The 23,816-nt window shown below is 66.3% G+C and carries 17 protein-coding genes; 8 read left to right on the plus strand and 9 right to left on the minus strand.

Translation table 11 applies throughout. The features are described from left to right. Nucleotides 1-17: 17 nt before the first annotated feature. Together betA and betI are read right to left on the minus strand one after the other, a co-directional pair. Nucleotides 18-1,673: a choline dehydrogenase gene (gene betA, locus IEV83_RS10410; protein ID WP_209003081.1), complete on the minus strand. Its 1,656-nt coding sequence runs from the start codon at nt 1,671-1,673 to the stop codon at nt 18-20. Next, a complete protein-coding gene (betI, locus tag IEV83_RS10415; RefSeq protein WP_181760359.1) occupies nt 1,666-2,256 on the minus strand; it encodes a transcriptional regulator BetI in 591 nt (196 codons plus the stop codon). The genes betA and betI overlap by 8 nt, the downstream gene beginning before the upstream one ends. 386 nt (nt 2,257-2,642) lie before the next feature. Here betI and IEV83_RS10420 point away from each other — a divergent pair, with 386 nt between their 5' ends. The 3 genes from IEV83_RS10420 (at nt 2,643) to choV (ending at nt 5,564) form a co-directional block, all read left to right on the plus strand. Next, nucleotides 2,643-3,590 (plus strand): choline ABC transporter substrate-binding protein, encoded by a 948-nt coding sequence (locus IEV83_RS10420; protein WP_181760358.1) that lies wholly within the window; start codon nt 2,643-2,645, stop codon nt 3,588-3,590. Nucleotides 3,591-3,693: 103 nt separating this feature from the next. Further along, complete coding sequence (choW, locus tag IEV83_RS10425) at nt 3,694-4,539, plus strand: choline ABC transporter permease subunit (protein ID WP_181760357.1); 846 nt, start codon at nt 3,694-3,696, stop codon at nt 4,537-4,539. Next, a complete protein-coding gene (gene choV, locus IEV83_RS10430; protein ID WP_181760356.1) occupies nt 4,539-5,564 on the plus strand; it encodes a choline ABC transporter ATP-binding protein in 1,026 nt (341 codons plus the stop codon). The genes choW and choV overlap by 1 nt, the downstream gene beginning before the upstream one ends. A gap of 15 nt (nt 5,565-5,579) precedes the next feature. On the opposite strand, the gene IEV83_RS10435 is transcribed toward choV, so the two are convergent. Further along, on the minus strand, nt 5,580-6,926 hold the full coding sequence (locus tag IEV83_RS10435; RefSeq protein ID WP_308683733.1) for an MATE family efflux transporter: 1,347 nt from the start codon (nt 6,924-6,926) through the stop codon (nt 5,580-5,582). 239 nt (nt 6,927-7,165) lie between these two features. On the opposite strand from IEV83_RS10435, the gene IEV83_RS10440 reads away from it, so the two are divergent. Further along, nucleotides 7,166-8,068 carry a histone deacetylase family protein gene (locus IEV83_RS10440; protein ID WP_181760354.1) on the plus strand — a complete coding sequence of 301 codons (903 nt, stop codon included), beginning with the start codon at nt 7,166-7,168 and terminating at the stop codon, nt 8,066-8,068. Between the two features lie 10 nt (nt 8,069-8,078). Here IEV83_RS10440 and IEV83_RS10445 read toward each other — a convergent pair whose 3' ends face one another. Continuing rightward, nucleotides 8,079-8,354 carry a DUF6460 domain-containing protein gene (locus IEV83_RS10445; RefSeq protein WP_181760353.1) on the minus strand — a complete coding sequence of 92 codons (276 nt, stop codon included), beginning with the start codon at nt 8,352-8,354 and terminating at the stop codon, nt 8,079-8,081. A gap of 375 nt (nt 8,355-8,729) precedes the next feature. Between IEV83_RS10445 and IEV83_RS10450 the strand changes: the two genes are divergently transcribed. Further along, the gene (locus IEV83_RS10450) at nt 8,730-9,164 is read left to right on the plus strand and encodes an META domain-containing protein (protein ID WP_181760352.1); all 435 of its coding nucleotides are present in this window, start codon (nt 8,730-8,732) and stop codon (nt 9,162-9,164) included. Nucleotides 9,165-9,378: 214 nt separating this feature from the next. Here the strand turns inward: IEV83_RS10450 and IEV83_RS10455 are convergent, their stop codons facing one another. The 5 genes from IEV83_RS10455 to IEV83_RS10475 all read right to left on the minus strand — a co-directional run bounded on the left by IEV83_RS10455 (nt 9,379) and on the right by IEV83_RS10475 (nt 16,939). Further along, nucleotides 9,379-11,595: a 3-hydroxyacyl-CoA dehydrogenase NAD-binding domain-containing protein gene (locus IEV83_RS10455; RefSeq protein WP_181760351.1), complete on the minus strand. Its 2,217-nt coding sequence runs from the start codon at nt 11,593-11,595 to the stop codon at nt 9,379-9,381. Between the two features lie 23 nt (nt 11,596-11,618). After that, complete coding sequence (locus IEV83_RS10460; protein WP_181760350.1) at nt 11,619-12,827, minus strand: acetyl-CoA C-acetyltransferase; 1,209 nt, start codon at nt 12,825-12,827, stop codon at nt 11,619-11,621. Nucleotides 12,828-12,869: 42 nt separating this feature from the next. Next, nucleotides 12,870-13,994: an acyl-CoA dehydrogenase family protein gene (locus IEV83_RS10465; protein WP_244628146.1), complete on the minus strand. Its 1,125-nt coding sequence runs from the start codon at nt 13,992-13,994 to the stop codon at nt 12,870-12,872. A 133-nt stretch (nt 13,995-14,127) separates the two neighbouring features. Next, complete coding sequence (locus tag IEV83_RS10470) at nt 14,128-15,924, minus strand: acyl-CoA dehydrogenase C-terminal domain-containing protein (protein ID WP_181760348.1); 1,797 nt, start codon at nt 15,922-15,924, stop codon at nt 14,128-14,130. 556 nt (nt 15,925-16,480) lie between these two features. Then, complete coding sequence (locus tag IEV83_RS10475) at nt 16,481-16,939, minus strand: MerR family transcriptional regulator (protein WP_181760347.1); 459 nt, start codon at nt 16,937-16,939, stop codon at nt 16,481-16,483. Nucleotides 16,940-17,353: 414 nt separating this feature from the next. On the opposite strand from IEV83_RS10475, the gene IEV83_RS10480 reads away from it, so the two are divergent. The 3 genes from IEV83_RS10480 (at nt 17,354) to IEV83_RS10490 (ending at nt 23,807) form a co-directional block, all read left to right on the plus strand. Then, nucleotides 17,354-21,685 carry a peptidoglycan-binding protein gene (locus IEV83_RS10480; RefSeq protein WP_181760346.1) on the plus strand — a complete coding sequence of 1,444 codons (4,332 nt, stop codon included), beginning with the start codon at nt 17,354-17,356 and terminating at the stop codon, nt 21,683-21,685. 383 nt (nt 21,686-22,068) lie between these two features. Continuing rightward, a complete protein-coding gene (locus IEV83_RS10485) occupies nt 22,069-22,995 on the plus strand; it encodes a sulfite exporter TauE/SafE family protein (protein WP_181760345.1) in 927 nt (308 codons plus the stop codon). Then, nucleotides 22,992-23,807 (plus strand): TIGR02186 family protein, encoded by an 816-nt coding sequence (locus IEV83_RS10490; protein ID WP_209003082.1) that lies wholly within the window; start codon nt 22,992-22,994, stop codon nt 23,805-23,807. The genes IEV83_RS10485 and IEV83_RS10490 overlap by 4 nt, the downstream gene beginning before the upstream one ends. Nucleotides 23,808-23,816: the final 9 nt, after the last annotated feature.

Genomic DNA, 23,816 nt, shown 5'->3' on the forward strand with positions numbered 1-23,816 from the left:
TGTCGAGGCCTCGGTGGTCAGCGCTGCGAGGCGCGCCAGTCCGGATGGATCCAGGGCTGCCGGGTGGAGGGGGGCAGCGGATCGCGTCCGAGAATATGGTCGGCGATCTTCTCGCCCACCATGATCGACGGCGCATTGAGGTTGCCATTGGTAATTTGCGGAAAGATCGAGCTGTCGGCAACGCGCAATCCCTGGACGCCGATCACTCTTCCCTCAGGATCAACCACCGCGTGCCGGTCGTTTGGATCGCCCATTCGGCAGGTTCCGCACGGGTGGTAGGCGCTCTCCACATGCGCGCGGATGAAGTCGTCGAGTTCCGCGTCGGAGCACACGTCGGCGCCGGGCTGGATCTCGTGGCCGCGATAGGGGGCGAAGGCCTCTTGCGCGAAAATCTCCCGCGTCAGCCGGATCGCCGTGCGGAAGTCTTCCCAGTCCTCCGGTTCGGACATGTAGTTGAACAGGATCGACGGTGCGGCCTGCGGATCCGGTGAGGTCAGTGCCACCCGGCCGCGCGACTTGGAGCGCATCGGCCCCACATGGGCCTGGAAGCCATGGCCTTCGGCCGCCGCCTTGCCGTCGTAGCGCACGGCGAAGGGCAGGAAATGGTACTGGATGTCCGGATATTCGACGCCGGCGCGCGAGCGGATGAAGGCGCAGCTCTCGAAGTGGTTGGAACCACCAAGCCCGGTGCCAGTGAACAGCCAGCGGGCACCGATCAGCGCCTTGGAGAAAAGGTTCCAGTACTTGTAGAGGGTGATCGGCTGGATGCAGGTCTGCTGGATGTAGAGCTCCAGATGGTCCTGCAGATTGGCGCCGACGCCGGGCCGGTCGGCCAGCACCTCAATGCCGAGCGATTGCAGCGCCTCGCCTGCGCCGATGCCGGAGAGCATCAGAAGGCGCGGCGAATTGATCGAGGAGGCAGCGAGGATCACCTCGCGCGCCGCATGGGCGGTCTCGTTTCGTCCGCCGCGCTCGTACTCGACCCCGGTGGCGCGGCGCCCGTCAAACAGGATGCGGCGGGCATTGGCGCCGGTGATCAGCGAGACGTTGGGCCGCTTCAGAGCCGGCTTCAGATAGGCGTTGGCGGCGGACCAGCGGCGGCCGCGCCACACGGTCATTTCCATGTCGCCGAAGCCTTCCTGCTTCAGCCCGTTGTAATCCTCGGTGGTCTCGTAGCCGGCCTGCCGTCCCGCCTCGATGAAGGCCTGATAGAGCGGGTTCCACTTGGTGCCGCGCGTCACATGCAAGGGGCCGGAGGTGCCGCGCACGCCCGCTTCGCCGCCATGGCTGGTTTCCATGCGCTCGTAGTAGGGCGCGACATCCGCATAGGACCAGCCGCGCGCCCCCATCTCGGCCCAGGTGTCGAAGTCGCGGGCATGGCCGCGCACATAGACCATGCCGTTGATCGAGGAGGAGCCGCCGATCACCCGGCCGCGCGGGGTCGCCAGCCGGCGTCCGCCCAGATGCGGTTCCGGATCGCTCTGAAAGCCCCAGTCGTAGCGGGCCATGTTCATCGGATAGCTGAGAGCCGCCGGCATCTGGATGAAGGGGCCGACGTCGCTGCCGCCGGCCTCCAGCACCAGAATCCTGTTTTGCGGTTCTTCCGAAAGGCGCAGGGCCAGGGCGCAGCCGGCGGATCCGGCGCCGATGATGATGTGGGTGATCTCAGACATGGGTGCTCTCTCCGAGCTGACGTTCGACATAATCCTCGACCTGGCGCATGGCGCTCTTCGGCTGGGCCGCGCCGTCGGCGAACACCCGCTGCAGCCACAGCCCGTCGATCAGCGCGGCGGTGCCCTCCGCCGCCCGGCGGGCGTGCTCGGCCGGCAGATAGGCGGCAAAGCCATGGGCGAGATTCGAGACGAGCCGGCGGTGATAGATTCGCAGCAGTCGCCGCGTGTCGCTGTCGGTCCGGGCTTGCAGATAGAAGGCAAGCCAGGCGGAAATCAGCGCCGGCTGAAACTGGTTGGGCGCGAAGCTTGCCCCGATCAGGGCGGAGATGCGCTCGCGAGCGGTGCCGGCCGTGGCCATGCGCGCCTGGGTCTCGCGTGACAGGTCGGTCAGCAGCGCCCGCATGGTGGCGTTGAGCAGCCCGGCCTTGGAGCCGAAATAGTGATGGGCGAGCCCGCCGGAGACGCCGGCGCGGCGGGCGATCTCCGCCATGGTCGCGTCATTGAAGCCGCGTACGTGGATTGTTTCCACAGTTGCGTCGATCAGCGCCTTGCGACGCGTGGTTTCCATTCCGATCCGAGGCATGTCCCGTACGGCCTTCACATGAGAGTGCTGCGTGTGGTTGGCAGGATAGCAGGGATAATTTTGATTGGTTGTTCAATCAACCAAAAACAGAAAAAACGGCGGGAATTGCGTGGGGAACGTAAAAGTGTTTTGATGTGACCCGCCAAGGGGAGGGGCTGGCGCGCTTGGCGCAGCCTGCAAGGAGGGCGCCTGCACAGGCGCAGCCTGAAGCAGGATTGCTGCCGCGCATCCATTGCGGTGCCGCGGCGTGCCCGCCCGGATGGGGCGCCGATCCGGCGTTGCCGTCCCCCTGCCGAAACAGCCGCCGCGCCTTGCGGCGGAGGATGCAAGATCCGCCGGTGCGTGTTTCATCGCGCAGCCGGTGGCCCAACGGAGGATGCGAATTCATGAAGACCCTTGCCAAGCGCCTTGGCCTTGCCGCGCTGGCCCTCGGCCTGAGCGCCGCGAGCGTTCAGGCCGCCGAGCCCGCCGCCTGCCAGACCGTCCGCCTGTCCGATGTGGGCTGGACCGACATCACCGCGACCACGGCGACCACCGCCGTGCTGCTCGATGCCATGGGCTACAAGAGCGACGTCAAGATCCTGTCGGTTCCGGTGACCTATGCGTCGCTGAAGAACAAGGACATCGACGTCTTCCTCGGCAACTGGATGCCGACCATGGAAGGCGACATCAAGGCCTATCGCGAGGATGGGTCGGTCGAGACCGTGCGCGAGAACCTGGAAGGGGCGAAGTACACCCTCGCCGTGCCGAAATACACCTATGACAAGGGGCTGAAGTCCTTCGCCGACATCGCCAAGTTCAAGGACGAGCTCGACGGCAAGATCTACGGCATCGAGGCGGGCAATGACGGCAACCGGCTGATCATCGACATGATCGAGGCCGATACCTTCGGGCTCAAGGGTTTCGAGGTGGTGGAAAGCTCCGAATCCGGCATGCTGGCGCAGGTGGCCCGCGCGGCCAAGCGTAAGAAGGACGTGGTGTTCCTGGGCTGGGAGCCACATCCGATGAACGCCAATTTCGAGATGGCGTATCTGGACGGCGGCGATGACGTGTTCGGCCCCAACTATGGCGGCGCGACGGTCTACACCAATGTGCGCGCCGGCTATCTGGACGAATGCCCGAACGTCGGTCTGTTGCTGAAGAACCTCAAGTTCTCGCTGGCCATGGAAAACGAGATCATGGGGTCGATCCTCAACGACGGCGAAGAGCCGGAGAAGGCCGCGACCGCCTGGCTGAAGGCCAACCCGGAGGCGTTCGAGGCGTGGCTTGAAGGTGTGACCACCTTCGACGGCGGCGATGCCAAGGCGGCGGTGAAGTCGGCGCTCGGCCTCTGACCCTTTCAGATGACAGGGGCGGCGCGCCGGGCTTTCCCCACGCGCGCCGCCCCTTCCTGAGACAAGAACCCGATAAGACAGAAAACGAAGGACGGGCCCGAACGTGGAGTGGCTGACCGAGAACAAACTGCCGATTGGCGCGGGGGCGAAGGCCCTGGTCGACTGGCTCACCGACAATGCCTATTGGCTGTTCGACGGCATTTCGCTGACGCTTCAGGCGATGATCGACGGCATCTTGTGGCTGTTGCAGACCCCGCCGGCGCTGGTGATCGTGCTGCTTGCCACCGGCCTTGCCTATCTGGTCCAGCGCAAGCTCTCCTTCGCCCTGTTCGTGCTGGCAAGCCTCCTCTTGATCATCAATCAGGGCTACTGGGAGGAGACCACCGAAACCCTTTCGCTGGTGATCGGCGCCTCGCTGGTGTGCATGATCGTCGGCGTGCCGCTCGGGGTTGCCGCCGCGCATCGGCCCAAGCTGTTCGCCGCCATGCGTCCGGTGCTCGACCTAATGCAGACCATCCCCACCTTCGTCTATCTGATCCCGGCGCTGATCCTGTTCGGCCTCGGTATGGTGCCGGGCCTGATCGCCACGGTGATCTTCGCCATTCCCGCGCCGATCCGCCTGACCCAGCTTGGCGTGTCTTCCACGCCGACCCAGCTTCTGGAGGCGGGCGAGGCGTTTGGCGCCACCCGGCGGCAGCTTCTGTGGAAGGTGGAGCTGCCCTACGCGCTGCCGCAGATCATGGCCGGGCTGACCCAGACCATCATGCTCTCCCTGTCGATGGTGGTGATCGCCGCGCTTGTCGGCGCCGACGGGCTCGGCGTTCCCACCTTGCGCGCGCTTAACACGGTCAACATCGCCAAGGGCTTCGAGGTCGGCATCGCCATCGTGCTGATCGCCATCATCCTCGACCGCTTCTTCCGCACCAACACCGCAGGAGGGCAGAACTGATGGGCGCGCCAATCGTTTCCTTCCGCGACGTGGATATCGTCTTCGGCGATGATCCGCAAAGCGCGCTGCCGTTGGTGGATGCCGGCGCCAGCCGGTCGGACATTCAGGAAAAAACCGGCCAGATCCTTGGGGTCGCCGGCGCCAGCTTCGACATTCACGAGGGCGAGCTGATTGTGCTGATGGGCCTGTCCGGCTCGGGAAAATCGACCCTGTTGCGCGCGGTCAACGGTCTCAACAGGATCACCCGCGGCGAGGTCGCCGTTCACGATGGCGATCAGGTGGTCAATCCCAGCAGTTGCTCCCCGGCCGAGTTGCGGCATCTGCGCCGCGGCCGCATCGCCATGGTGTTCCAGCAATTCGCCCTTCTGCCCTGGCGCACCGTGGCGGAAAATGTCGGTTTCGGGCTGGAGCTCGCCGGCATGCCGTCCCGCCAGCGCACGGCCAAGGTGGCCGAACAGCTTGAGCTGGTCGGCCTTGCCGAATGGGGCGGCAAATACGTGCATGAACTGTCCGGCGGCATGCAGCAGCGGGTGGGGCTTGCCCGAGCCTTTGCCACCGATGCCCCGATCCTTCTGATGGATGAGCCGTTTTCCGCGCTCGATCCGCTCATTCGCGACCATCTTCAGGATGAGCTGCTGGCGCTTCAGGAAAAGCTCAACAAGACGATCATCTTCGTCAGTCACGATCTCGACGAGGCGGCGAAGATCGGCTCGCGCATCGCCATCATGGAAGGGGGGCGGGTGATCCAGCTTGGCACCCCGCAGGAGATCGTCCGCAAACCGGCGACCGACTATGTCGCCGAATTCGTGGCGCATATGAACCCGCTCGGGGTCCTGCGCGCCCGCGACATCATGCGCTCCCCGCTGTCGGACGACACGATCAATGGCGAACGCTGCCCGCCGCGCACCCCGGTGCGGGAGGTGATCGAGTTGAAACGCCGCTCAACTGACCCGGTGGTGGTCGAGGATGGCGGCCAGGTCGTCGGGATGATCGGCGAGGCGGAAATCCTCGATTGCCTGCGCTGAGCAGGCAACGCGGCGCTACCTGCCGGTGCCGGTAGAGAGCAGGGCGGGGCCGAAAGTGGCATCCGCCCGCCGCCGGCAGATCAGCGCCATGGTCACTCCGCGCGCGGCCAGGAACAGGTCGAACGCCAGCCACAGGCCGTGGTTGCCGAGAACGGGCGCCAGCGCGGCATAGGCGGCGAGATAGATGGCGATCGAGGCGAGCATCATGTTGCGCATGTCCCGCGACCAGGTCGCGCCGATGAACACCCCGTCCATCTGATAGGCGAGGGCACCCAGCAGCGGCGCGGCGGCGGCCCAGGGCAGGTAGTCCATTGCCGCCGTGCGCACCTCCGGCGCGGTGGTCATCAGGTGGAGCAGCCAGCCGCCGCCGGCGTAGAACACCAGCGCGGCAAGTAGCGCAAGGGCAAAGCCCCAGATCAGGCAGAGCCGCACCGACCGGTCGAAGGCGGGACGGTAGCGGGCGCCAACCGCTTTGCCCGCCAGTTGCTCCGCCGCCGTGGCGATGCCGTCGAGAAAATAACCGCCGATCAGCAGGAACTTTTCCAATAGCGCATTGGCCGCCAGGATCGTGTCGCCCTGCACCGCCGAGCGGGAGATGAAGAAGCCGACGGCGAACAGCAGGGCGAAGGAGCGGATCATGATGTCGCGGTTCAGCGCGACCATCCGCAGGAACCGGCGTTTGTTGAAGATCCGCACCCGGCTGGGCAGCGGTCCGCGGCGAAGGGCGCGGGCGGCCAGCGCCGCACCGGCAAGTGCCGCCACCAGCTCGCTGACCACCGTCGCGGCGGCGACACCGGCAACGCCCCATTCAAGCTGCAGCACGAACAACAGTGACAGGGCGATGTTGAGCCCGTTCAGCCCGCTTTGCAGGACCAGCGCCGTGCCTGCCTGTCCCCGCCCAATGAACCAACCGAGAAAGGCGTAGTTGAGAAGCGCGAAGGGAGCGGACAGCACCCGAACGAGGAAATAGGCGGTGGTCGCCTCTTTCACCGCCTCGCTGCCGCCCATCACCCAGAGCCCGGAGCCAAGCACCGGATCGCGTAAAAGCACGACCAGCACGCCGATGCCAAGGGCAACGAGACAGGCGCGGAACAGCACTGCCCGCTCTTCCTTGACGTCGCCGGCGCCCACCGCCTGGGCGGTCAGCCCGGTGGTGCCGGAGCGCAGGAAGTTGAAGGTGGTGAACACCAGATCGAACAGGATGCCGCCAAGGGCGATGCCCCCCAAAAGCGCCGCATCGCCGAGCTGGCCGATCACCACCGTGTCGACCAGCCCAAGCAGCGGCGTCGACAGATAGGCAAGGGTCATCGGCACGGCGATGGCCAGCACCGTGCGGCTGTTGACATCGAACGGGCGCACCACGTGGCGGTCTCTGACGGGCGTGAGGGTGTCCAAGTGGCGGCGCTTTCGGCGAATGGGGGCGGGCGGCGTCTGTGACAGACGGGGCGAGAGTCGATGGGGCGTGACGCTAGCGAGCAAACGGGACACGGTCAAACCGGGCATGGTGCTTGCCGGCGCGATCGGTGGTCCTGTTGCCCCACCCTTGCGTATGCCGCACATAGTCAGAGCATCGAACCGTCACCGGGGGAGGGGATCCGCCCATGCCGCTTGCCATTGTCCATCATCCGGCCTTTTGCGCGGACATGCCCGAGGGGCACCGGTTTCCCATGAACAAGTTTCGCCGCGTTGCGGAGTTGCTGGAAGCCGATGGGTTGGTGGCGCCGGGCGGCTTTCATGTGCCCCGTCCCGCGCCGGCGGCCTGGGCGGCACTGGCCCATGACCGGGCCTATGTGGATCAGGTGTTTTCCGCCGATGTGCCGCGCGTGGTGGCGCGCGAGATCGGTCTGCCGATGACCGAGGCAGTGGGGTTCCGCGCCCGCTGTGCCACCGCCGGCACCGTGCTGACGGCAACGCTGGCGATGGAGCGGGGCATTGCCTGCAACACCGCCGGCGGCAGCCATCATGCCCGGCGTGCTCATGGCGCAGGCTTCTGCGTCTTCAACGATGTGGCGGTGGCGATCCGTCTCGGGCTCTCGGTCGGGGCGATCCGCCGGGCGCTGGTGATCGACCTCGACGTACATCAGGGCGATGGCACGGCGGAGATCCTGGCCGGCGATCCGGCGGTGTTCACCCTGTCGGTGCATGCAAGGCGCAACTATCCGGTGCGCAAGCGCGCTTCGACCCTCGATATCGCCCTTGAGGATGCGACCGGCGATGCCGCCTATCTGGCGATGCTGGCTGAGACCCTGCCGGGCATCCTTTCCCGCTTTCGCCCCGATATCGTCTTCTACAATGCCGGCGTCGATCCGCATGAGGAGGACCGGCTCGGCCGGCTGTCCTTAAGCGATGCCGGGCTGGAGGCGCGCGACCGCTATGTCATCGGCGCGGTGCGGCGGCTGGGCATTCCCCTCGCCGGGGTGATCGGCGGCGGCTACCTCGACAACATCGACCGGCTGGCCCGCCGCCACACGATCCTGCACCGGGTAGCGGCGGAATTTGCGTGAACTGGAGGCGTCAGTCGTCGCGACCCATGCTCAACAGCCGCAGCACCAGCCACACGGGAAGAACCACCACCGCGCCGAGCACGAAATAACCGCCGAGCCGTCCAAGCGCCTCAAACCCCATGGTCCACAGATGGCGGATGAAGGAGATCACACCGTCGAACAGGTCGAGCGGGTGCAGATCGAGCGCGGAAAGCAGCACGCCGACGACGAAGGACAGGAACAAAAGGCGCAAGAGCACGCGCAGGGGCGAGCCGCCAAGAAAACGTTCAAGCGAGGTGTTGGACATCAAGGTTCCTGTCATTGGTCAGCGTGGCCTGTATCGGCGGCCGGATGAGGCTGCCAGGGCCGCTCTCCGAGATGTAGGCGCAAGCCCGGTCGCAATCAACGCCGGAGACGCGCGCGCGGCGGGGGAATGGTCGATGCCATCCGGTGAGATGTGATCTCCGGCACAGGCGGCGGGCCTCCAAGCTGCCACATTGCCGGTTGAAGACGGGCCTTGCGATCCATCGCGTCATGCGGTGTCATCGCAGGCGACGCCTTGACCGTGATTCGGCCCCTCATCGAGGCGGGTACGAAGACGTCCGTTCCGATCAGATCCCCCGTAGTGCGCGAGATGGCGCGGGCGGCGGATCGCTTCATTTGCCAGGGATTATCCGAGCGTATGAAAGCCATTTCTCTCGTTTCCGCAGTCCTTCTTGCCCTGGCGCCGGTCGCGGCCCCGGCCGCCGCCGGGGGCGACAAGCCACAGATTGCCGGGACCTGGCGCATCGCCGCCCTTGCCACCTCCGGCGGTGCGCTGGTCGATCTCGACCTCGCCCTTGCCGCCCGCACCGAGGTGGTGGTCGACCGTCATGGCCTGTGGAGCGCTTCGGCCGGCTGCAATCGGCTGCGCGGCACGCTGGAGCAGGATGGTCTCGATCTCAAGGTGTCGGACAAGGTGATGGCGACACGGATGGCCTGTGAGGGCGTTGCCGGCGATCTGGAGCGGCGGTTCATGAAGTTCTTCCCCGCAGCGGTCAAGGTCGACGGCATGCCGCAGCGGTTGCTTCTGCGCGATGGCGCGGGCGCTGCCGTGGTGCTGCTGGTCGGCAAGTAACCGTTCCGCCTCCCACGCCGCGTCCTCCCGGACGTAAGCGCAGCGGAGATCCGGGATCGGAGAGCCCCCGCTTGTCGGTTTCCAGTCTTCTGAAAACGTTGGCCCTCCAGCTCCTGGCTCGGGGGGCGGCCTCAAAAAATTCTGGCCCAAACGCTGACGGGCGGCCACTGGCCGCCCGTTTGCGTGTGTCGAATGCTGCCGGTTCCAGCGTGGATCAGGCGGCCTTCTGCTCCTCGGCGTTTTTTTCCGGCGCAAACCGCGTGTAGAAGCGCTCGTCGGTCTTGGCCATGTCGCGCAGCAGCTTGTTCGGCTTGAAACGCGGTCCCCATTTCTTGGTGAACTTGCGGCACAGCTCGGTGAAGGCGGCGGTGCCCATGCCGTCGATGTAGGAGATGGTGCCGCCGGTGAAGGGTGCGAAGCCGAAGCCGAGGATCGACCCCACATCCGCCTCGCGCACGTCCGTCAGGCATTTCTCCTCGAAGATCCGCGCGGTCTCCAGCGCCTGCATCACCAGGAAGCGCTGCTTCAGCTCCTCCACCGAGAAGGCGGAAGCGGGCTTGGGCTTGCCGGTCACCTCCGGGATGCCCGGCCACAGCGACTTGTCGCGGCCGTCGTAGTCGTAGAACCCCTTGCCGTTCTTGCGGCCGAAGCGCTCGCGCTTCACCACCATCTCTTCCAGGATGTTGTCGAGCGGCCCTTCCACGTATTTCACGCCGAGATCCTTGCGGGTGGCGGAGACGATCTTCCAGGCCAGATCGAGCGCCACCTCGTCGCCGAGCGACAGCGGACCGACCGGCATTCCGGCCATCCGGCCGCAGTTTTCGATCATCGCCGCCGGCACCCCGTCGGCCAGCATCATCAGGCCTTCGCGAATGTAGGTCATCACCACCCGCGAGGTGTAGAAGCCGCGCGAGTCGTTGACCACGATCGGCGTCTTCTTGATCGCCTTGATGTAGTCCAGCGCCATGGCCAGCGCCTTGTCGCCGGTCTTCTTGCCCATGATCACTTCCACCAGCATCATCTTGTCGACGGGCGAGAAGAAGTGGATGCCGATGAAGTTCTTCGGTCGCTTCGAAGCTTCCGCCAGCGAGGAAATCGGCAGGGTGGAGGTGTTGGAGGCGTAGATGGCGCGCGGCTTCAGCACCGCCTCGGCCTTCTCCGTCACCACCCGCTTGATCTCCCGATCCTCGAACACCGCCTCGATCACCAGATCGCAATCGGCGAGAAGATCGTAATCCGCCGTTGGCGTGATCCGCGCCAGCAGTTGCTCCTTGTCCTCGGCGGTGGCGCGGCCGCGCTGCACCGCCTTGCTGACGAGCTGGTCCGAATGGGCCTTGCCCTTGTCGGCCGCTTCCTGATCCCGGTCGATCAGCACCACGTCGATGCCGGCCTTGGCGGTGACATAGGCAATGCCCGCGCCCATGAAGCCTGCACCGAGAATGCCGATCTTGCGGATCTTGTTGGGCTTGATGTCCTCCGGCCGCCGCGCGCCCTTGTTCAGCTCCTGCATGGAGACGAACAGCGAGCGGATCATGGCCGCTGCCTCCGGCGATTGCAGCACATGGGCGAAGTAGCGGCTTTCGACGGTCAGCGCCTGATCCATCGGCAGTTGCAGCCCTTCGTAGACCGACTGCAGGATGCCGCGCGCACCCGGGTAGTTGTCATGGGTCTCGCGCCGGTAGATGGCGTTCGCCGCCGGCCAGAACTGGAAGCCGGCGGGGGAGTAGATCGGGCCGTTCGGCAGCTTGAAGCCCTTCTTGTCCCAGGGCTTCACCGGGTCGACGCCATCCTTCAGCATCCGCACGGCGGTCGCCACCAGCTTCTTCGCCGGCGCGATCTCGTCGACCAGCTTCATCGCCTTCGCCTTGTCGGCGGACAGGGTCCTGCCCTGCAGCAGGAACTGCAGGCCCGGCTGAGCCTCGGCCATGCGCATCACCCGCTGGGTGCCGCCGGCGCCGGGGAACAGGCCCACCTTGATTTCCGGCAGGGCCATCTTGACCGCATCGCCCTCGGCGGCGACCCGGGCATGACAGGCCAGTGCCAGCTCCGTCGCCCCGCCCATGCAGGTGCCGTTGATCGCCGCGACGAACGGCTTGCCGCAGGTCTCCAGCTTGCGGAAGATCAGCGTCAGGCGCCGGGAGCCGTCGAACAGGAGCTTGGCCGCACCTTCCGGGTCCTTGCTGCGCTGGCCGTGAAACTCGCGCAGCAGCCCCTCCAGCATGGTCAGGTCGGCGCCGCCGGAAAAGGTCGGCTTGCCGGAGGCGATCACCGCGCCGGTGATGGCCTCGTCCTCGGCGACCCGGTCGACGATCGCGTCCAGGTCGTCCATCACGGTGATGTCGATCACATTCATCGACTTGCCGGCCATGTCCCAGACAATGTGGGCAATGCCATCGGCGTCGACGTCAAGGGTGAAGTTCTTGTAAGTCATAGGGTAATCCTCCGCGTCCGCCGTCACACTCGCTCGATGATCGTCGCCGTGCCCATGCCGGCGCCGATGCACAGGGTGACCAGCGCGGTGTTGAGATCGCGCCGCTCCAACTCGTCCAGAACCGTGCCGAGGATCATCGCCCCGGTCGCCCCGAGCGGGTGGCCAAGGGCAATGGCGCCGCCGTTCACATTGACGATATCCGCGTCGAGATCGAAGGCCTGACGGTAGCGCAGCACCACCGAGGCGAAGGCCTCGTTGATTTCGAACAGGTCGATGTCCGACAGCGACATCTTCGCCGAGGCGAGCAGCTTCTCGGTGACATCCACCGGCCCGGTCAGCATCAGGGCCGGTTCGGAGCCGATGTTGGCAAAGGCCTTGATCCGCGCCCGCGGCGTCAGCCCGGCCTTGCGCCCGGCCCGGCGGTTGCCGATCAGGATGGCCGAAGCGCCGTCGACGATGCCGGAGGAATTGCCCGCGTGGTGCACGTGGCGCAGCTTTTCCAGTTCCGGATGGGCCTGGATGGCGACCGCGTCGAAGCCGCCCATGGCGCCCATCATCTCGAAGGAGGCATTGAGCGAGGCCAGCGACTGCATGTCCGTTTCCGGACGCATGTGCTCGTCGCGGTCAAGGATCGTCAGACCGTTGATGTCCTTCACCGGGGTCACCGAGCGGGAGAAATAGCCCTGGTCCCAGGCATGGGCGGCGCGGCGCTGGCTCTCCGCCGCGTAGGCGTCGACGTCGTCGCGGGTAAAGCCGTATTTGGTGGCGATCAGGTCGGCGGAAACGCCCTGCGGCATGAAATAGGAGGGCAGGGCCACCTGCGGATCGACCGGCCAGGCACCGCCGCTGGCGCCGATGCCGATGCGGCTCATGGATTCCACCCCGCCGGCGACCACAAGGTCATGCTGGCCGGACATCACCTGGGCCGCGCCGAAATTCACCGCGTCGAGGCCGGAGGCGCAGAAGCGGTTGATCTGGATACCGGGGACGGACTGGTCGTAGCCGGCGGCGAACACCGCTGCGCGGGCCACATCGCCGCCGGCCTCGCCGATCGGATCGACGCAGCCGAGCACCACGTCGTCCACCTGTGCGGTGTCCAGCGTGTTGCGGTCGCGGATTTCCTCCAGCACGCCGGCGGCGAGCCGCACCGCCGGCACTTCATGCAGGGAGCCGTCCTTCTTGCCGCGTCCGCGCGGCGTGCGAACATGATCGAATATCAGTGCATCGGCCATGAAAGTCTCCTTGTTGAACAAATGGGTGCGAGGGGCCGGCGGCTACAGGCTGCGGGCGATCAGCACCTTCATGATTTCATTGGTGCCGGCGTAGATGCGCTGTACGCGGGCATCGGCGAACAGGCGGGAAATCGGATATTCGTTCATGTATCCGTAGCCGCCGAAGAACTGCAGGCATTCGTCCATCACCTTCATCTGAAGGTCGGTGGTCCAGTATTTGGCCATCGAGGCGGTGACGCTGTCGAGCTGGCCGGCGACATGGCGGGCGATGCAATCGTTGACGAACACCTGGCCGATGGTGGCTTCGGTCTTGAGCTCCGCCAGCTTGAACTGGGTGTTCTGGAAATCAAGCACCCGCTTGCCAAACGCCTTGCGCTCTTTGACGTAGTCGAGGGTGAGGGCAAGGGCGCGCTCGATCGCCGCCATCGCCTGCACGGCGACCAGAAGCCGCTCCTGCGGCAGTTGCTCCATCAACTGATAGAAGCCCTGTCCCTCTTCCGGGCCGATCAGCGCATCGGCGGGCACGCGCATGTCGTCGAAAAAAAGCTCCGAGGTGTCGTTGCCCTTGAAGCCGAGCTTGTCGAGATTGCGGCCACGGCGGAAGCCTTCCACCGTGTCGGTCTCCACCGCGAACAGCGATACCCCCTTGGCGCCGGCGGACGGGTCGGTCTTGGCGACGACGATCACCAGATTGGCGAGCTGGCCGTTGGTGATGAAGGTCTTGGAGCCGTTGAGGAGATACTGATTGCCATCGCGCACGGCAGAGGTACGCACCGCCTGGAGATCCGAGCCCGCGCCCGGTTCGGTCATGGCGATGGCGCCGATCAGCTTGCCGGAGGCGAGCCCGGGGAGCCAGCGCTTCTTCTGCTCCGGCGAGCCGTAGTGCTGGATGTAGGGGGCGACAATCGCCGAATGCAGGGCGATGCCGAAATGGTCGAACCCGGCGAGGCCGAGCCGGCGGATGATCACCGCGTCATGGGCGAAGCTGCCACCGGACCCGCCAAGCTCTTCCGGTGCGGCGGGGCAGAGAAAGCCGCCCGCGCCGGTCTTTTCCCAGGCGGCGCGGGTGACGCTTCCGGCCTCGACCCAGCTTTCATAGTCGGGCGCGATGTCCCGCTCCAGAAACCGGGCGAAGGCGTCATCGAGCAGCGTCAGGTCTTCGCTCATCCAGGTAGGCGGCGGCACAATCGGAGCTGTCACGTCATTTTCCTCCCGAAAAGGACGGCGGCGGCGCCCGGTTGCCGGACATACGGTCCGGGCGCTCATGTGATGTGGGGTGACCCCGGCGGGCGGGAAAGGCCTAGAAGGCCTCCGCCGCCAGGCTCATCATCGTGTCCGCGCCGGCCTCGATCCGGGCGCGGCGCACGCCGGTCTCGGGCATGTGCCGCTCCATGAAGTGGCGGGCCAGCGTCAGCTTGGTCTCGTGGAAGGCCGGATCGCTCGCCCCGCCATCGGCCAGCGCCTTGGCCGAGCATTTGGCCATCCGCGCCCACATGAAGCCGAGCGCCACCGTGCCGAACAGATGCATGTAGTCGGTCGATCCGGCTCCGGCGTTGTCCGGCTTGGCCATGGCGTTGTTCATGAACCACATGGTGGCCTTTTGCAGATCGTCGAGCCCGGTCTTGAGCGGGGCAAGCAGCGGCGCCAGCTCTTCGTTGCCGCTGTTTTCCTCAAGGAACGTGCCGACCTCGCCGAAGAAGGCCATCACCGCGCGGCCGCCGTTGCGCGGCAGCTTGCGGCCGACCAGATCCAGCGCCTGGATGCCGTTGGCGCCCTCGTAGATCATGGTGATGCGGGCATCGCGCACGAACTGCGACATGCCCCATTCCTCGATATAGCCGTGTCCGCCGAGCATCTGCTGCGCGGCGACCGCATTGTCGAAGCCGGTGTCGGTGAGCACGCCCTTGATGATCGGCGTCATCAGGCCCATGTGGTCGTCGGCCGCCTGCCGCTCCGCCTCGTCGTCCGAGCGGTGGGAGACGTCCGATTTCAGCGCGGTCCACAGGACCAGCGCCCGGGCCGCCTCGTTGAAGGCGCGGATCGACATCAGCGTCCGGCGCACGTCCGGATGGACGATGATCGGATCGGCCGGGCCGTCCGGGTTGCGGGGGCCGTCGAGCGCGCGGCCCTGCAGCCGGTCGCGGGCATAGGCGACGGCGTTCTGATAGGCGACCACCGACTGGGACAGCCCCTGGATGCCGACCGCCAGCCGCGCCTCGTTCATCATCACGAACATGGCGTTCAGCCCGCGATGTTCCTCGCCGACCAGCCAGCCGGTCGCCCCGTCGTAGTTCATCACGCAGGTGGCATTGCCGTGAATGCCCATCTTCTCTTCCAGCGCGCCGCAGGAGACCGGGTTGCGCTCGCCCGGGTTGCCATCGGCATCGGGCAGGAATTTCGGCACCACGAACAGGGAAATGCCCTTGGTGCCCTCCGGCGCGCCTTCGATCCGCGCCAGCACCAGGTGGACGATGTTCGAGGTCAGGTCGTGCTCGCCGGCAGAAATGAAGATCTTCTGGCCGGAAATCTTGTAGCTGCCATCGCCCTGGGGCACGGCCTTGGACTTGATCAGCCCCAGATCGGTGCCGCAATGGGGCTCGGTCAGGTTCATGGTGCCGGACCATTCGCCGGCGGCCAGCTTGGGCAGGTAGAGCGCCTTCTGCTCCTCGGTGCCATGCACCAGCAGCGCGGCAGCAGCGCCCTGCGACAGGCCCGGATACATGCCCCAGGCCAGGTTGGCGCTGGAGATGAACTCCTGAATGATGCTGTTGAGCGTGGTCGGCAGCCCCTGGCCGCCATAGGCCTCGGGCATCGACAGGGCGATCCAGCCATTGTCGCGGTAGGTGCGGTAGGCCTCGTCAAAGCCCTTCGGCGTCGTCACCGAGCCATCGTCCTGGCGGGTGCAGCCTTGCTTGTCGCCCACGGCGTTGAGCGGCGTCAGCACTTCCTCGCAAAAGCGCGCACCCTCTCCCAGGATCGCCTCGATCAGATCGGGCGTCGCCTCGCCAAAGCCTGGCAGGTTGCTGTGACGCTCGAACCCCAGAACGTCGTTCAGCAGAAACAGGACATCCTGAACTGGTGCTGTGTAACTCGGCATTCGCGTCGCCCTCCCGGCATGTTCCGTGGCCCGTCCCATGGGCCGCTTGTCCTTGAAGTTGACGTTTCCGTAAACGTCACCTTGTGGGGTTATACGGCGTGGAGCGGAGCGGGGCAAGATGCAACCTTGCCGATTTTCCGCTCATTTTGCATCGAAGCCGCCGATCCGGGCCGGAAAAAGGCGGAAATCCTGCAAAAACCGGCCGGATTGCGCGCGCGCAGCAAGAGAGTTTGCCGCAAATTGCGTATGCAACCAAAGAGGGGAAGAAATGTGGGGAGCGGGCGTGGGTGCCCGGTGTGCCCGGCGGCAGGGCGAAACGGCGAGCGCCGCGCGGAGCCGCGCATCGCACCTGGCGCGCGGAAAAGTGGGCGCGCGGAAAAGCGGGCGCCGGGGCGGGTCGTTCGGGGCAGGCTATTGAAAACGCGTGCCTTTCGGCTCTCCGATCCCGGGTCGCGTAAAGGCTTGCCCGGGATCGCGCCGGGGCGGGGCTGTTCGAAAGCCGGTCAGGGAGGGCGCCGCCCGGCTGGACGGTTGCCCGAAAGACGCTTGCGAGCGGTTACTCGCCCGTCTCGTTTTCCTTTTCCTTGAGCATGCCGGAGACGATCTCGACGGTACGCCCCAGTTCCTCAATGGCCTGGTCGATGTCGCGGCGCTGCTGCACCAGAACGTCGATCTGCTCCTGGAAGCGCGAGAGGGCGACGCGAAGCTGGGTCACCTGGCCATCCCGCAGATCGTAGAGATCGAGCATGTCGAGGATTTCCGCCAGCGAGAAGCCGACCCGCTTGCCCATTAGCACCAGCTTCAGCCGCGCCCGGTCACGGCGGGTATAGATCCGGTTGAGGCCGTCCCGCTTCGGGTTGATCAGCCCCTTGTCCTCGTAAAAGCGCAAGGTGCGCAAGGTGACGCCGAATTCCTTCGCCAGATCCCCGATGGTGAAATGGGTCTTCTTGGTGGAATCGTCCTTGGCTGCGACGGCTTCGACGATGTCGTTGTTGACCGACAGCGCTTCACTCATGGGGCGGATCCTTGTTGATCGTCTTGTTGCGATGCAATGTGCATCGGTGTCCGGCGGGTGGCGGGTGCCTGCCGCGTCTACCTGCCATAACGTCACCTTCACAGCCAATATATTCCGCAAACGTAAGCGTCAAGATTGAACTGGAGGCAGGAGGTGCCGTTCGCGCGTGCGAAGCCGTGTTCCGAGGGTGATGTGGCACTACAAGTTTACGCTGCGTTTACCATAAGTTTCGCCCGCTTAACGGCCTGTTTACCATAAGCGGCGACAGTTTCATGAAAGGTCCCTCGGATCGTGCGTCGTCGCGGTGTCGTTGGGTCGCAAATCATTCTTGCGTCGCAAGGCGCGCCCAACTCAGGGTAACGAGGACCGAACATGTCCTGGACTGCGCGAAACAGCGATCACCGAGGCGGCGAGATGGCAGCCGGTTCCGAGCGGGAGCCGGGACGGGCCGGCGGCGGATGGTCGGGCGATGCGTGGTACGAACCGCAAAGCCGGGCACCTCTGTGGCAGGGCGGGGCCAGCGCCTCGGCGCAGGCCAGCGACGACGGCGCCCGGAGTGACCGGGCGCGGGCGCGCGATCAGCTGTCCGATGTTGCCGATGCGCTTCAGCGTTTGATGGATGTGCCTGCGACGACGACCGAGGCCGCCGCTCCCAATCGTCAGGCACGCCGCGCGGCGGCGGCCCGGGCGCGCGGTGAGCGCGGTACCTCCGAGCGGCAGCCGGCACCGTCTGCGGCGCCCGTCCCGGCGGATGCCCGCACCAGCCGCATTGAGGCGGTCTTGAAGGCGCTCGACCGGCTCGACCGGCGGGTGGAAGATCTTTCGCATGCCGCCCCGGCGCAGGACCACGCACCGCAGTCCCCCCGCGAGACGGATAGCCGCGAACGCTTCGGCCGGTATCAGCCTGCGGCGTCCTCCGACGCCGGCTATGCGGACGGGTATGCCGAGGGCTCCGCTCTTGGTGGCTACGAGGACGATCGCCGGTCGGCGGATCGGTACTATGCGGAGGGGCGTTATTCGGACGTCCGCTCTGGGTATGCGGACACCCGCCCTGGGGATGATGGGCGGTATGCGCCGTCTCGCGACGCCGCCGGTCAGGGCCGTGCCCATGAAATGAGCCCTCGTGAGAGGGCGGACCGTGACGGCGACGACCGGTATGGCGGCGGCTACGGCTATGGCCGGGCCGATGCGGCCTTCGCTCCGTCCCGCCCCCGTGAGGCAGGCGATCTGGCGTCGGATCTTGGCGCCGGGCTGCGGCCGCTGTTTCAGGACCTGTCGCGCCAGATCGATGCGGCGCGCGCGCCTCAGGAAGAAGCGCTGGGCGTCATGCGCGAGGATATCGGTGCCCTGCGCGCCGTTCTGATGGACAGCCTGGCCAATGATCGGAACCGCGCCGCCCCGCGTGACACGGGCGAATTGCGCCGCCTGTCCGATGCGGTGGAGCGCATGCGGGCGGATCGCTCCGACCTGCGTCTTGCCCGGGAGCTGCGCGCCGAGATCGGCGATCTGCGCGCCCTGATCGGCCAGTCGAATGTGGATGGCATGCTGAAGTCGCTGGAAAGCGGCTATGCCCATCTGGTGCAGCGGCTCGATGAGCTGGCGCGCGGTCAGGCCGATCCCCAGCTTGTGGACACGCTCTCCTTGCGGCTTGGCGATATCGAGGGCGCCTTGCGTATCGTGCCCCGGGCCGATCAGCTGATGGCGCTGGATGATCGGGTCGCCGATATCGGCCACCGGGTCGAGGAACTGGTGCGTCGCTCGGGCGGTGAGGGGCTCGGCTCCCTCAAGGCGGAAATTCGCGCCGTGCGCGAGGTGGTCGAACAGATCGACGTGCGCGATCTGATCGGCGGTATCGATGAACGGCTGCATGCCCTGTCCGACCGGTTCGACGCGCTCGACCGGCTGGCGGAGGACCAGCGCAACATCTTCCACCGGCTCGATGCCATGGAAGACCGGGTGCCGAGCGCCGGCACCTTCGACCGTTTGCAGGATCGGCTGGAGCAGATCTCCGGCATGTTGTTCGAGGACCGGGCGGCGCGCGAGGCCGGACCGGATCCGCGTCTTGACGAGCGTCTGGGCGAGATCGCCGGCCGCTTGCAGCGGATCGAGAGCGCGCGGCAGATGCCGCCGAGCTACGATGCCGCCTTCACCTTGCTGGAAAAGCGCCTGATGGCGATTGACGGCAAGATCGATGCGATGGAGCGTCCGCAGCAGGTGACGCTGGCGGCGGAAGGCCAGCAGGCGGCGATCGAGGCGGATCTGATCGCCCGGCTGGAAGCGGGCATTACTCGGCTCAACGACCGTTTTGAACGCAGCAGCGACACCGGTCCCGGCGCGCCGGAGCTTGAGGCACTGCATCGGGAAATCGCGGATTTGCGCGATAGCGTGTCCCGTCCGGCGCTCAGTGCCGATCTGGAGGCCCAGTTGCGCGACCTTGCCCAGGCGGTCGGGCGCGGCGCGGTCTCCGACGATGCCAGCGTTCTGGCGCAGGTGGAAGACAAGATCGCCGCGCTTGCCGGCAAGCTCGATGCGGCCGAAAGCGGATTTGCCCGGCTCGATCAGGTCCAGTCGCAACTGGCCGGTCTCGGCGTGTCCGGCGCGGGCGGCGATCAGAATGCCGCCATTGCCGATGCCTTGCGGGCCGATCTGCACCGGCTGATGGATGCGGCGACCAGTTCCGAACAGCGCACCCGCGACACGATGGACAGCGTTCAGGACATCCTGGCCTCCATCAACGCCCGGCTGTCGGCGCTTGAAGATCCGATGGGTGAGGCCGGTTCGGTCCGCGCCGGCGTTCTGCAGGACGACGACCGTCCGCTGGAGCCCGGTTCGGGCAAGCCTGCACCGCGCGGGAAGCCGCAGGCCCGGGCACGGATGGAGATGCCGCTGGCGGCGTCGGTCCGGGGCTCGACACGCGGTGACGAGGCACGCCGTGCCGCGCAGCAGGCGGCGGGCGACGGTTCAGGTAAGGATGCGCGCGACCGCAAGGCCGATTTCATCGCTGCGGCTCGCCGGGCAGCTCAGGCCGCATCGGCCCAGGCCGTGGAACCGAAGACCGCATCGCGTGCGGAAGGGGATGAGAGCGGCGGGACGGTCAAGGCAACCGCCGCCGGCTGGTTGCGCTCGCGCTTGGCAGGGCGGCGCAAAGCCGCCGCTGGAGAGGAGCCGGGCGCGGCGACCCCCGAGCCCCGCGTTGACGGCGACACGGGCGGAGAGCGCCGCAGTGGATCGCGCAAGGCCTCCACGGCTGCGCCGCTGCGGGTCGATCCAGCCATGGAGGATCTGCGGGCCGAGCCACGGATCAAGGATGCCGAGGCGTCGGCCGACACCGCCGATGACACGGCCAAGAGCGGTCGCAGCCTGTTTTCGCCCGGTGGCCGGCGGGCGGTGATGCTCGCCGCCGCCGCCGTGGTGATCGCCATTGGCGCCTTGCAGATTTTCAAGCAGACAGGCCCGGGCGCATCCGATCCTGTGGCGGGCGATGCCCCTGCGGTTGCCGAACGCACCATCGAGGGCGAGGCGGTGGAGACCGCGCGCGCCGGTTCGGTCGCGGAGACCGGGGGCCAGGACGCAGGTACCGCGCCTCCGTCGCGTCAGGCCAAGGCCGCCGACAAGACGCCAGCGGCGAACGGTCCCGTGCGCGCCGGTGCCACGACGGCACCGGCCAGCGCAGCTGTCGGGCCGGAGGCTGCGGCACCGCAAACCAGGCAGGCGAGCGCTGCGAGCGACCCCGCACAAGGAACGCCGGAGTCCCTGGCAAATCTCGGTACGCCCGGGGTGGCCTTTGCGCCGCCGGGCGCCGCCGGTGGCGCCTTCGCGCCGGAGCTCGACAGCATTCCTGTCAACCGTTTCCAGGCGCGCGCGCCCGCTGTCGACATCAGCAACCTGCCGACCGAGGTCGGGTCCGTGGCGCTGCGTCAGGCGGCGGCGGCCGGCGATCCGGCGGCCAATTTCGCCATCGCCGTGCATTACACCGAAGGCAATTCGGTCAAGCCGGATCTTGCCAAGGCGGCGGAGTATTATGAAAAGGCGGCGCGTGCCGGACTGGCGCCGGCGCAATACCGGCTTGGCAGCCTTTATGAGAAGGGGCGCGGCGTGGCCCGCGATCTTGCCAAGGCGCGCGAATGGTACGGGCGCGCGGCGGAAGCGGGCAACGCCAAGGCGGCGCATAATCTGGCGGTGCTTTATGCCGAAGGCCTGTCGGGCGAGCCGGAGTTCCGCGATGCCGCCTACTGGTTCAAGAAGGCCGCCAATTTCGGCCTCGCCGACAGCCAGTACAATCTCGGCATCCTCTATGCGCGTGGCCTCGGTCTGGAGAAGAATCTGGTCGAAAGCTACAAGTGGTTTGCACTGGCCGCCCAGCAGGGCGACCGGGACGCGGGCAACAAGCGTGACGAACTGGCGAACATGCTGTCGAAGGAAGAGTTGGCCGAGGCACGGCTGGCGGTCGAGACCTGGAAGCCGGCGGCGCGCACTCCGGCGGCGAATGAAGTTGAGATGAAGCCGGCTTGGGATACGCCGGCGGAAACCGTCTCTCGGGCTAACCTGACGATGGATCCGGCAGCGCTGGTGAGGCAGGCACAGGAGCTTCTGATCAAGCGTGGCTTTGATCCGGGCACGGCGGACGGGCGCGTGGGGCCGCGCACCCGCGAGGCGGTCCGCGCCTTCCAGATGACCGCCGGCCTGCCGGTCACCGGAGAGATCGACGCGGCCCTTTTGAAGGCGCTCGCCGCACAGGCAATCTGACGAACGGGGGCGTGCCGGACAAGGGGTCGGCACGCCGGCCGGGAGGAAAGCTGCGATACGCGGCATTCGACGTTGACAGCCGTTCCGCGACAGCGCTTTATCTTTAAAGAGTGCTGTCTTTTTAGGGGGTTGCGGTCACGATTTCGTGTTCGCGCTCCGGCGGGGAGGAGCCGGCGCCGTCTTTTGGCACGCCAACGGAAACCGGTTGACGTTCCAAAAGACGTCCGTTTCAGGCAAACTGAAGGATGCCTTCGTGCCCGGCCGGGTGCGACGGATGTCACGCCGGGGCTTTGGCGTTGCGCCTTGCGCTCTTCGTCAGGGCTCACCGTTTCAACGACCAACATGCCGCCCGTGACAAGGAGCGGCGAAGCCGCCGGTGTCTCGTGCAAATCTATCTGCCCATCGCCGAATTGCCCGTCAACATGTTCATGTTGTTCGGGATGGGGGGCGCCGTCGGGTTCCTGTCCGGCTTGTTTGGCATTGGCGGCGGCTTTCTGCTGACCCCCTTGCTGATCTTTTCCGGCATTCCGCCGGCGGTCTCGGTGGCGACGGTGACGACCCAGGTGGTCGCGTCCTCCGCCTCCGGCGTCGTTGCCTACTGGCGGCGCAAGATGATCGATTTCAAGCTGGCCATAATGCTTCTGGTCGGTGGTGTGATCGGCTCGGCGCTGGGGGTGTGGCTGTTCGACATGCTGCGCAGCCTCGGGCAGCTCGATCTGGTGATTTCCCTGTCCTATGTCACCTTTCTCAGCACCATCGGCGGGCTGATGCTGGTGGAATCCCTGCGCTCCATGGCGCGGCGACGCTCCGGTGCCGTGATGCCGGCACGCAAGCCCGGGCAGCACAACTGGGTGCATGGGCTGCCGTTCAAGATGCGCTTTCGCCAGTCGCGTCTTTACGTCAGCGTGATCCCCATTGTCGTGCTCGGGGCGATCATCGGTTTTCTCGGCGCGGTGCTCGGCATCGGCGGCGGCTTCATGATGGTGCCGGCGTTGATCTACCTGCTCCGGGTTCCGACCAACATCGTCATCGGCACCTCGCTGTTGCAGATTCTGGTGACCATGGCGGCGGCGACCTTCCTGCATTCGGTCTCCACCCATTCGGTTGATATCGTGCTGGCGCTCACCTTGATGGTGGGTGGGGTGATCGGCGCCCAGTTCGGCGCGCGGATGGGACAGAAGCTGCGCGGCGACCAGCTTCGCCTCTTGCTCGCGCTGCTGGTTCTGGCGGTGGGCATGCGCTTCGCGGTCAATCTGCTGATCGAGCCGGAGGAGCTTTATTCCATCTCCGTCGTGGAGGAGGTGGCATGATGCGGTGCGTGCGCTCCTTGTTGCGACGTCCAGCCGGCGAAGCGCTGGCGGGCGCGCTTGCCCTTGCCCTTGCCCTGACCCTCCTCCCGGCTTCCGGCAAGGCGGAGGACCTCGTGGTCGATCTGTCCGACGACACGATCAACATCGAATCTAATTTCACCGGCGCCAACATTGTCGTCTTCGGCCAAATCGTCCGCGACGCGGCCACCGTGGGGCGGCCCGAGCCCTATGACCTTGCAGTGATCGTCTCCGGGCCGGAAACCCGGGTGACCACCCGGCGCAAGGGGCGTTTTGCCGGAATCTGGGTCAATCGGGATGCGGAGACCTTTCTGGAGGTGCCCAGTTTCCTGGTGACCCACACCAGTCGGCGCGCGAACGAGATCGCCCCGCGTCCGGTGCTGGAGCAGCACCGCATCGGCCTGTTCAATCTCAATCTGCCGATCACCGGGGACTCCGGCGTGCCGATGAGCGATCGCGACAACTTTCGCCGGGCCTTCCTGCGGCTGCGTGTGGAAAGCGGCCTCTATGCGGAACGGTCGGGGGTGATCGAGTTTCTCAGCGATACCCTGTTTCGCACCACCGTGCCGCTGCCGGCCAATGTGCCGGTCGGAGAGTATACCGTGACCACCTATCTGCTGCGCGGCGGGGCGTTGCTGGCCTCCAATGAGCAGTCGCTGGTGGTCGCCAAGACGGGGTTCGAACAACTTACCTACCGGCTCGCCTATAATTACGCGGCCGTTTATGGCCTTCTGGCCATTGCCCTTGCGGTGTTCACCGGCTGGCTCGCCGGGGTGATCTTCCGCCGCGACTGAGGGGCGCTG

This window comes from Stappia taiwanensis, assembly GCF_014635285.1.
In the GTDB taxonomy this organism is placed as follows: domain Bacteria; phylum Pseudomonadota; class Alphaproteobacteria; order Rhizobiales; family Stappiaceae; genus Stappia; species Stappia taiwanensis.

Excerpts from the sequence above, each read along its gene's own strand:
- betA (WP_209003081.1), bottom strand. The coding sequence starts at position 1,673 with ATGTCTGAGATCACCCACATCATCATCGGCGCCGGATCCGCCGGCTGC.
- betI (WP_181760359.1), bottom strand. The coding sequence starts at position 2,256 with ATGCCTCGGATCGGAATGGAAACCACGCGTCGCAAGGCGCTGATCGAC.
- IEV83_RS10420 (WP_181760358.1), top strand. The coding sequence starts at position 2,643 with ATGAAGACCCTTGCCAAGCGCCTTGGCCTTGCCGCGCTGGCCCTCGGC.
- choV (WP_181760356.1), top strand. The coding sequence starts at position 4,539 with ATGGGCGCGCCAATCGTTTCCTTCCGCGACGTGGATATCGTCTTCGGC.
- IEV83_RS10440 (WP_181760354.1), top strand. The coding sequence starts at position 7,166 with ATGCCGCTTGCCATTGTCCATCATCCGGCCTTTTGCGCGGACATGCCC.
- IEV83_RS10445 (WP_181760353.1), bottom strand. The coding sequence starts at position 8,354 with ATGTCCAACACCTCGCTTGAACGTTTTCTTGGCGGCTCGCCCCTGCGC.
- IEV83_RS10450 (WP_181760352.1), top strand. The coding sequence starts at position 8,730 with ATGAAAGCCATTTCTCTCGTTTCCGCAGTCCTTCTTGCCCTGGCGCCG.
- IEV83_RS10455 (WP_181760351.1), bottom strand. The coding sequence starts at position 11,595 with ATGACTTACAAGAACTTCACCCTTGACGTCGACGCCGATGGCATTGCC.
- IEV83_RS10460 (WP_181760350.1), bottom strand. The coding sequence starts at position 12,827 with ATGGCCGATGCACTGATATTCGATCATGTTCGCACGCCGCGCGGACGC.
- IEV83_RS10465 (WP_244628146.1), bottom strand. The coding sequence starts at position 13,994 with ATGAGCGAAGACCTGACGCTGCTCGATGACGCCTTCGCCCGGTTTCTG.
- IEV83_RS10470 (WP_181760348.1), bottom strand. The coding sequence starts at position 15,924 with ATGCCGAGTTACACAGCACCAGTTCAGGATGTCCTGTTTCTGCTGAAC.
- IEV83_RS10475 (WP_181760347.1), bottom strand. The coding sequence starts at position 16,939 with ATGAGTGAAGCGCTGTCGGTCAACAACGACATCGTCGAAGCCGTCGCA.
- IEV83_RS10480 (WP_181760346.1), top strand. The coding sequence starts at position 17,354 with ATGGCAGCCGGTTCCGAGCGGGAGCCGGGACGGGCCGGCGGCGGATGG.
- IEV83_RS10490 (WP_209003082.1), top strand. The coding sequence starts at position 22,992 with ATGATGCGGTGCGTGCGCTCCTTGTTGCGACGTCCAGCCGGCGAAGCG.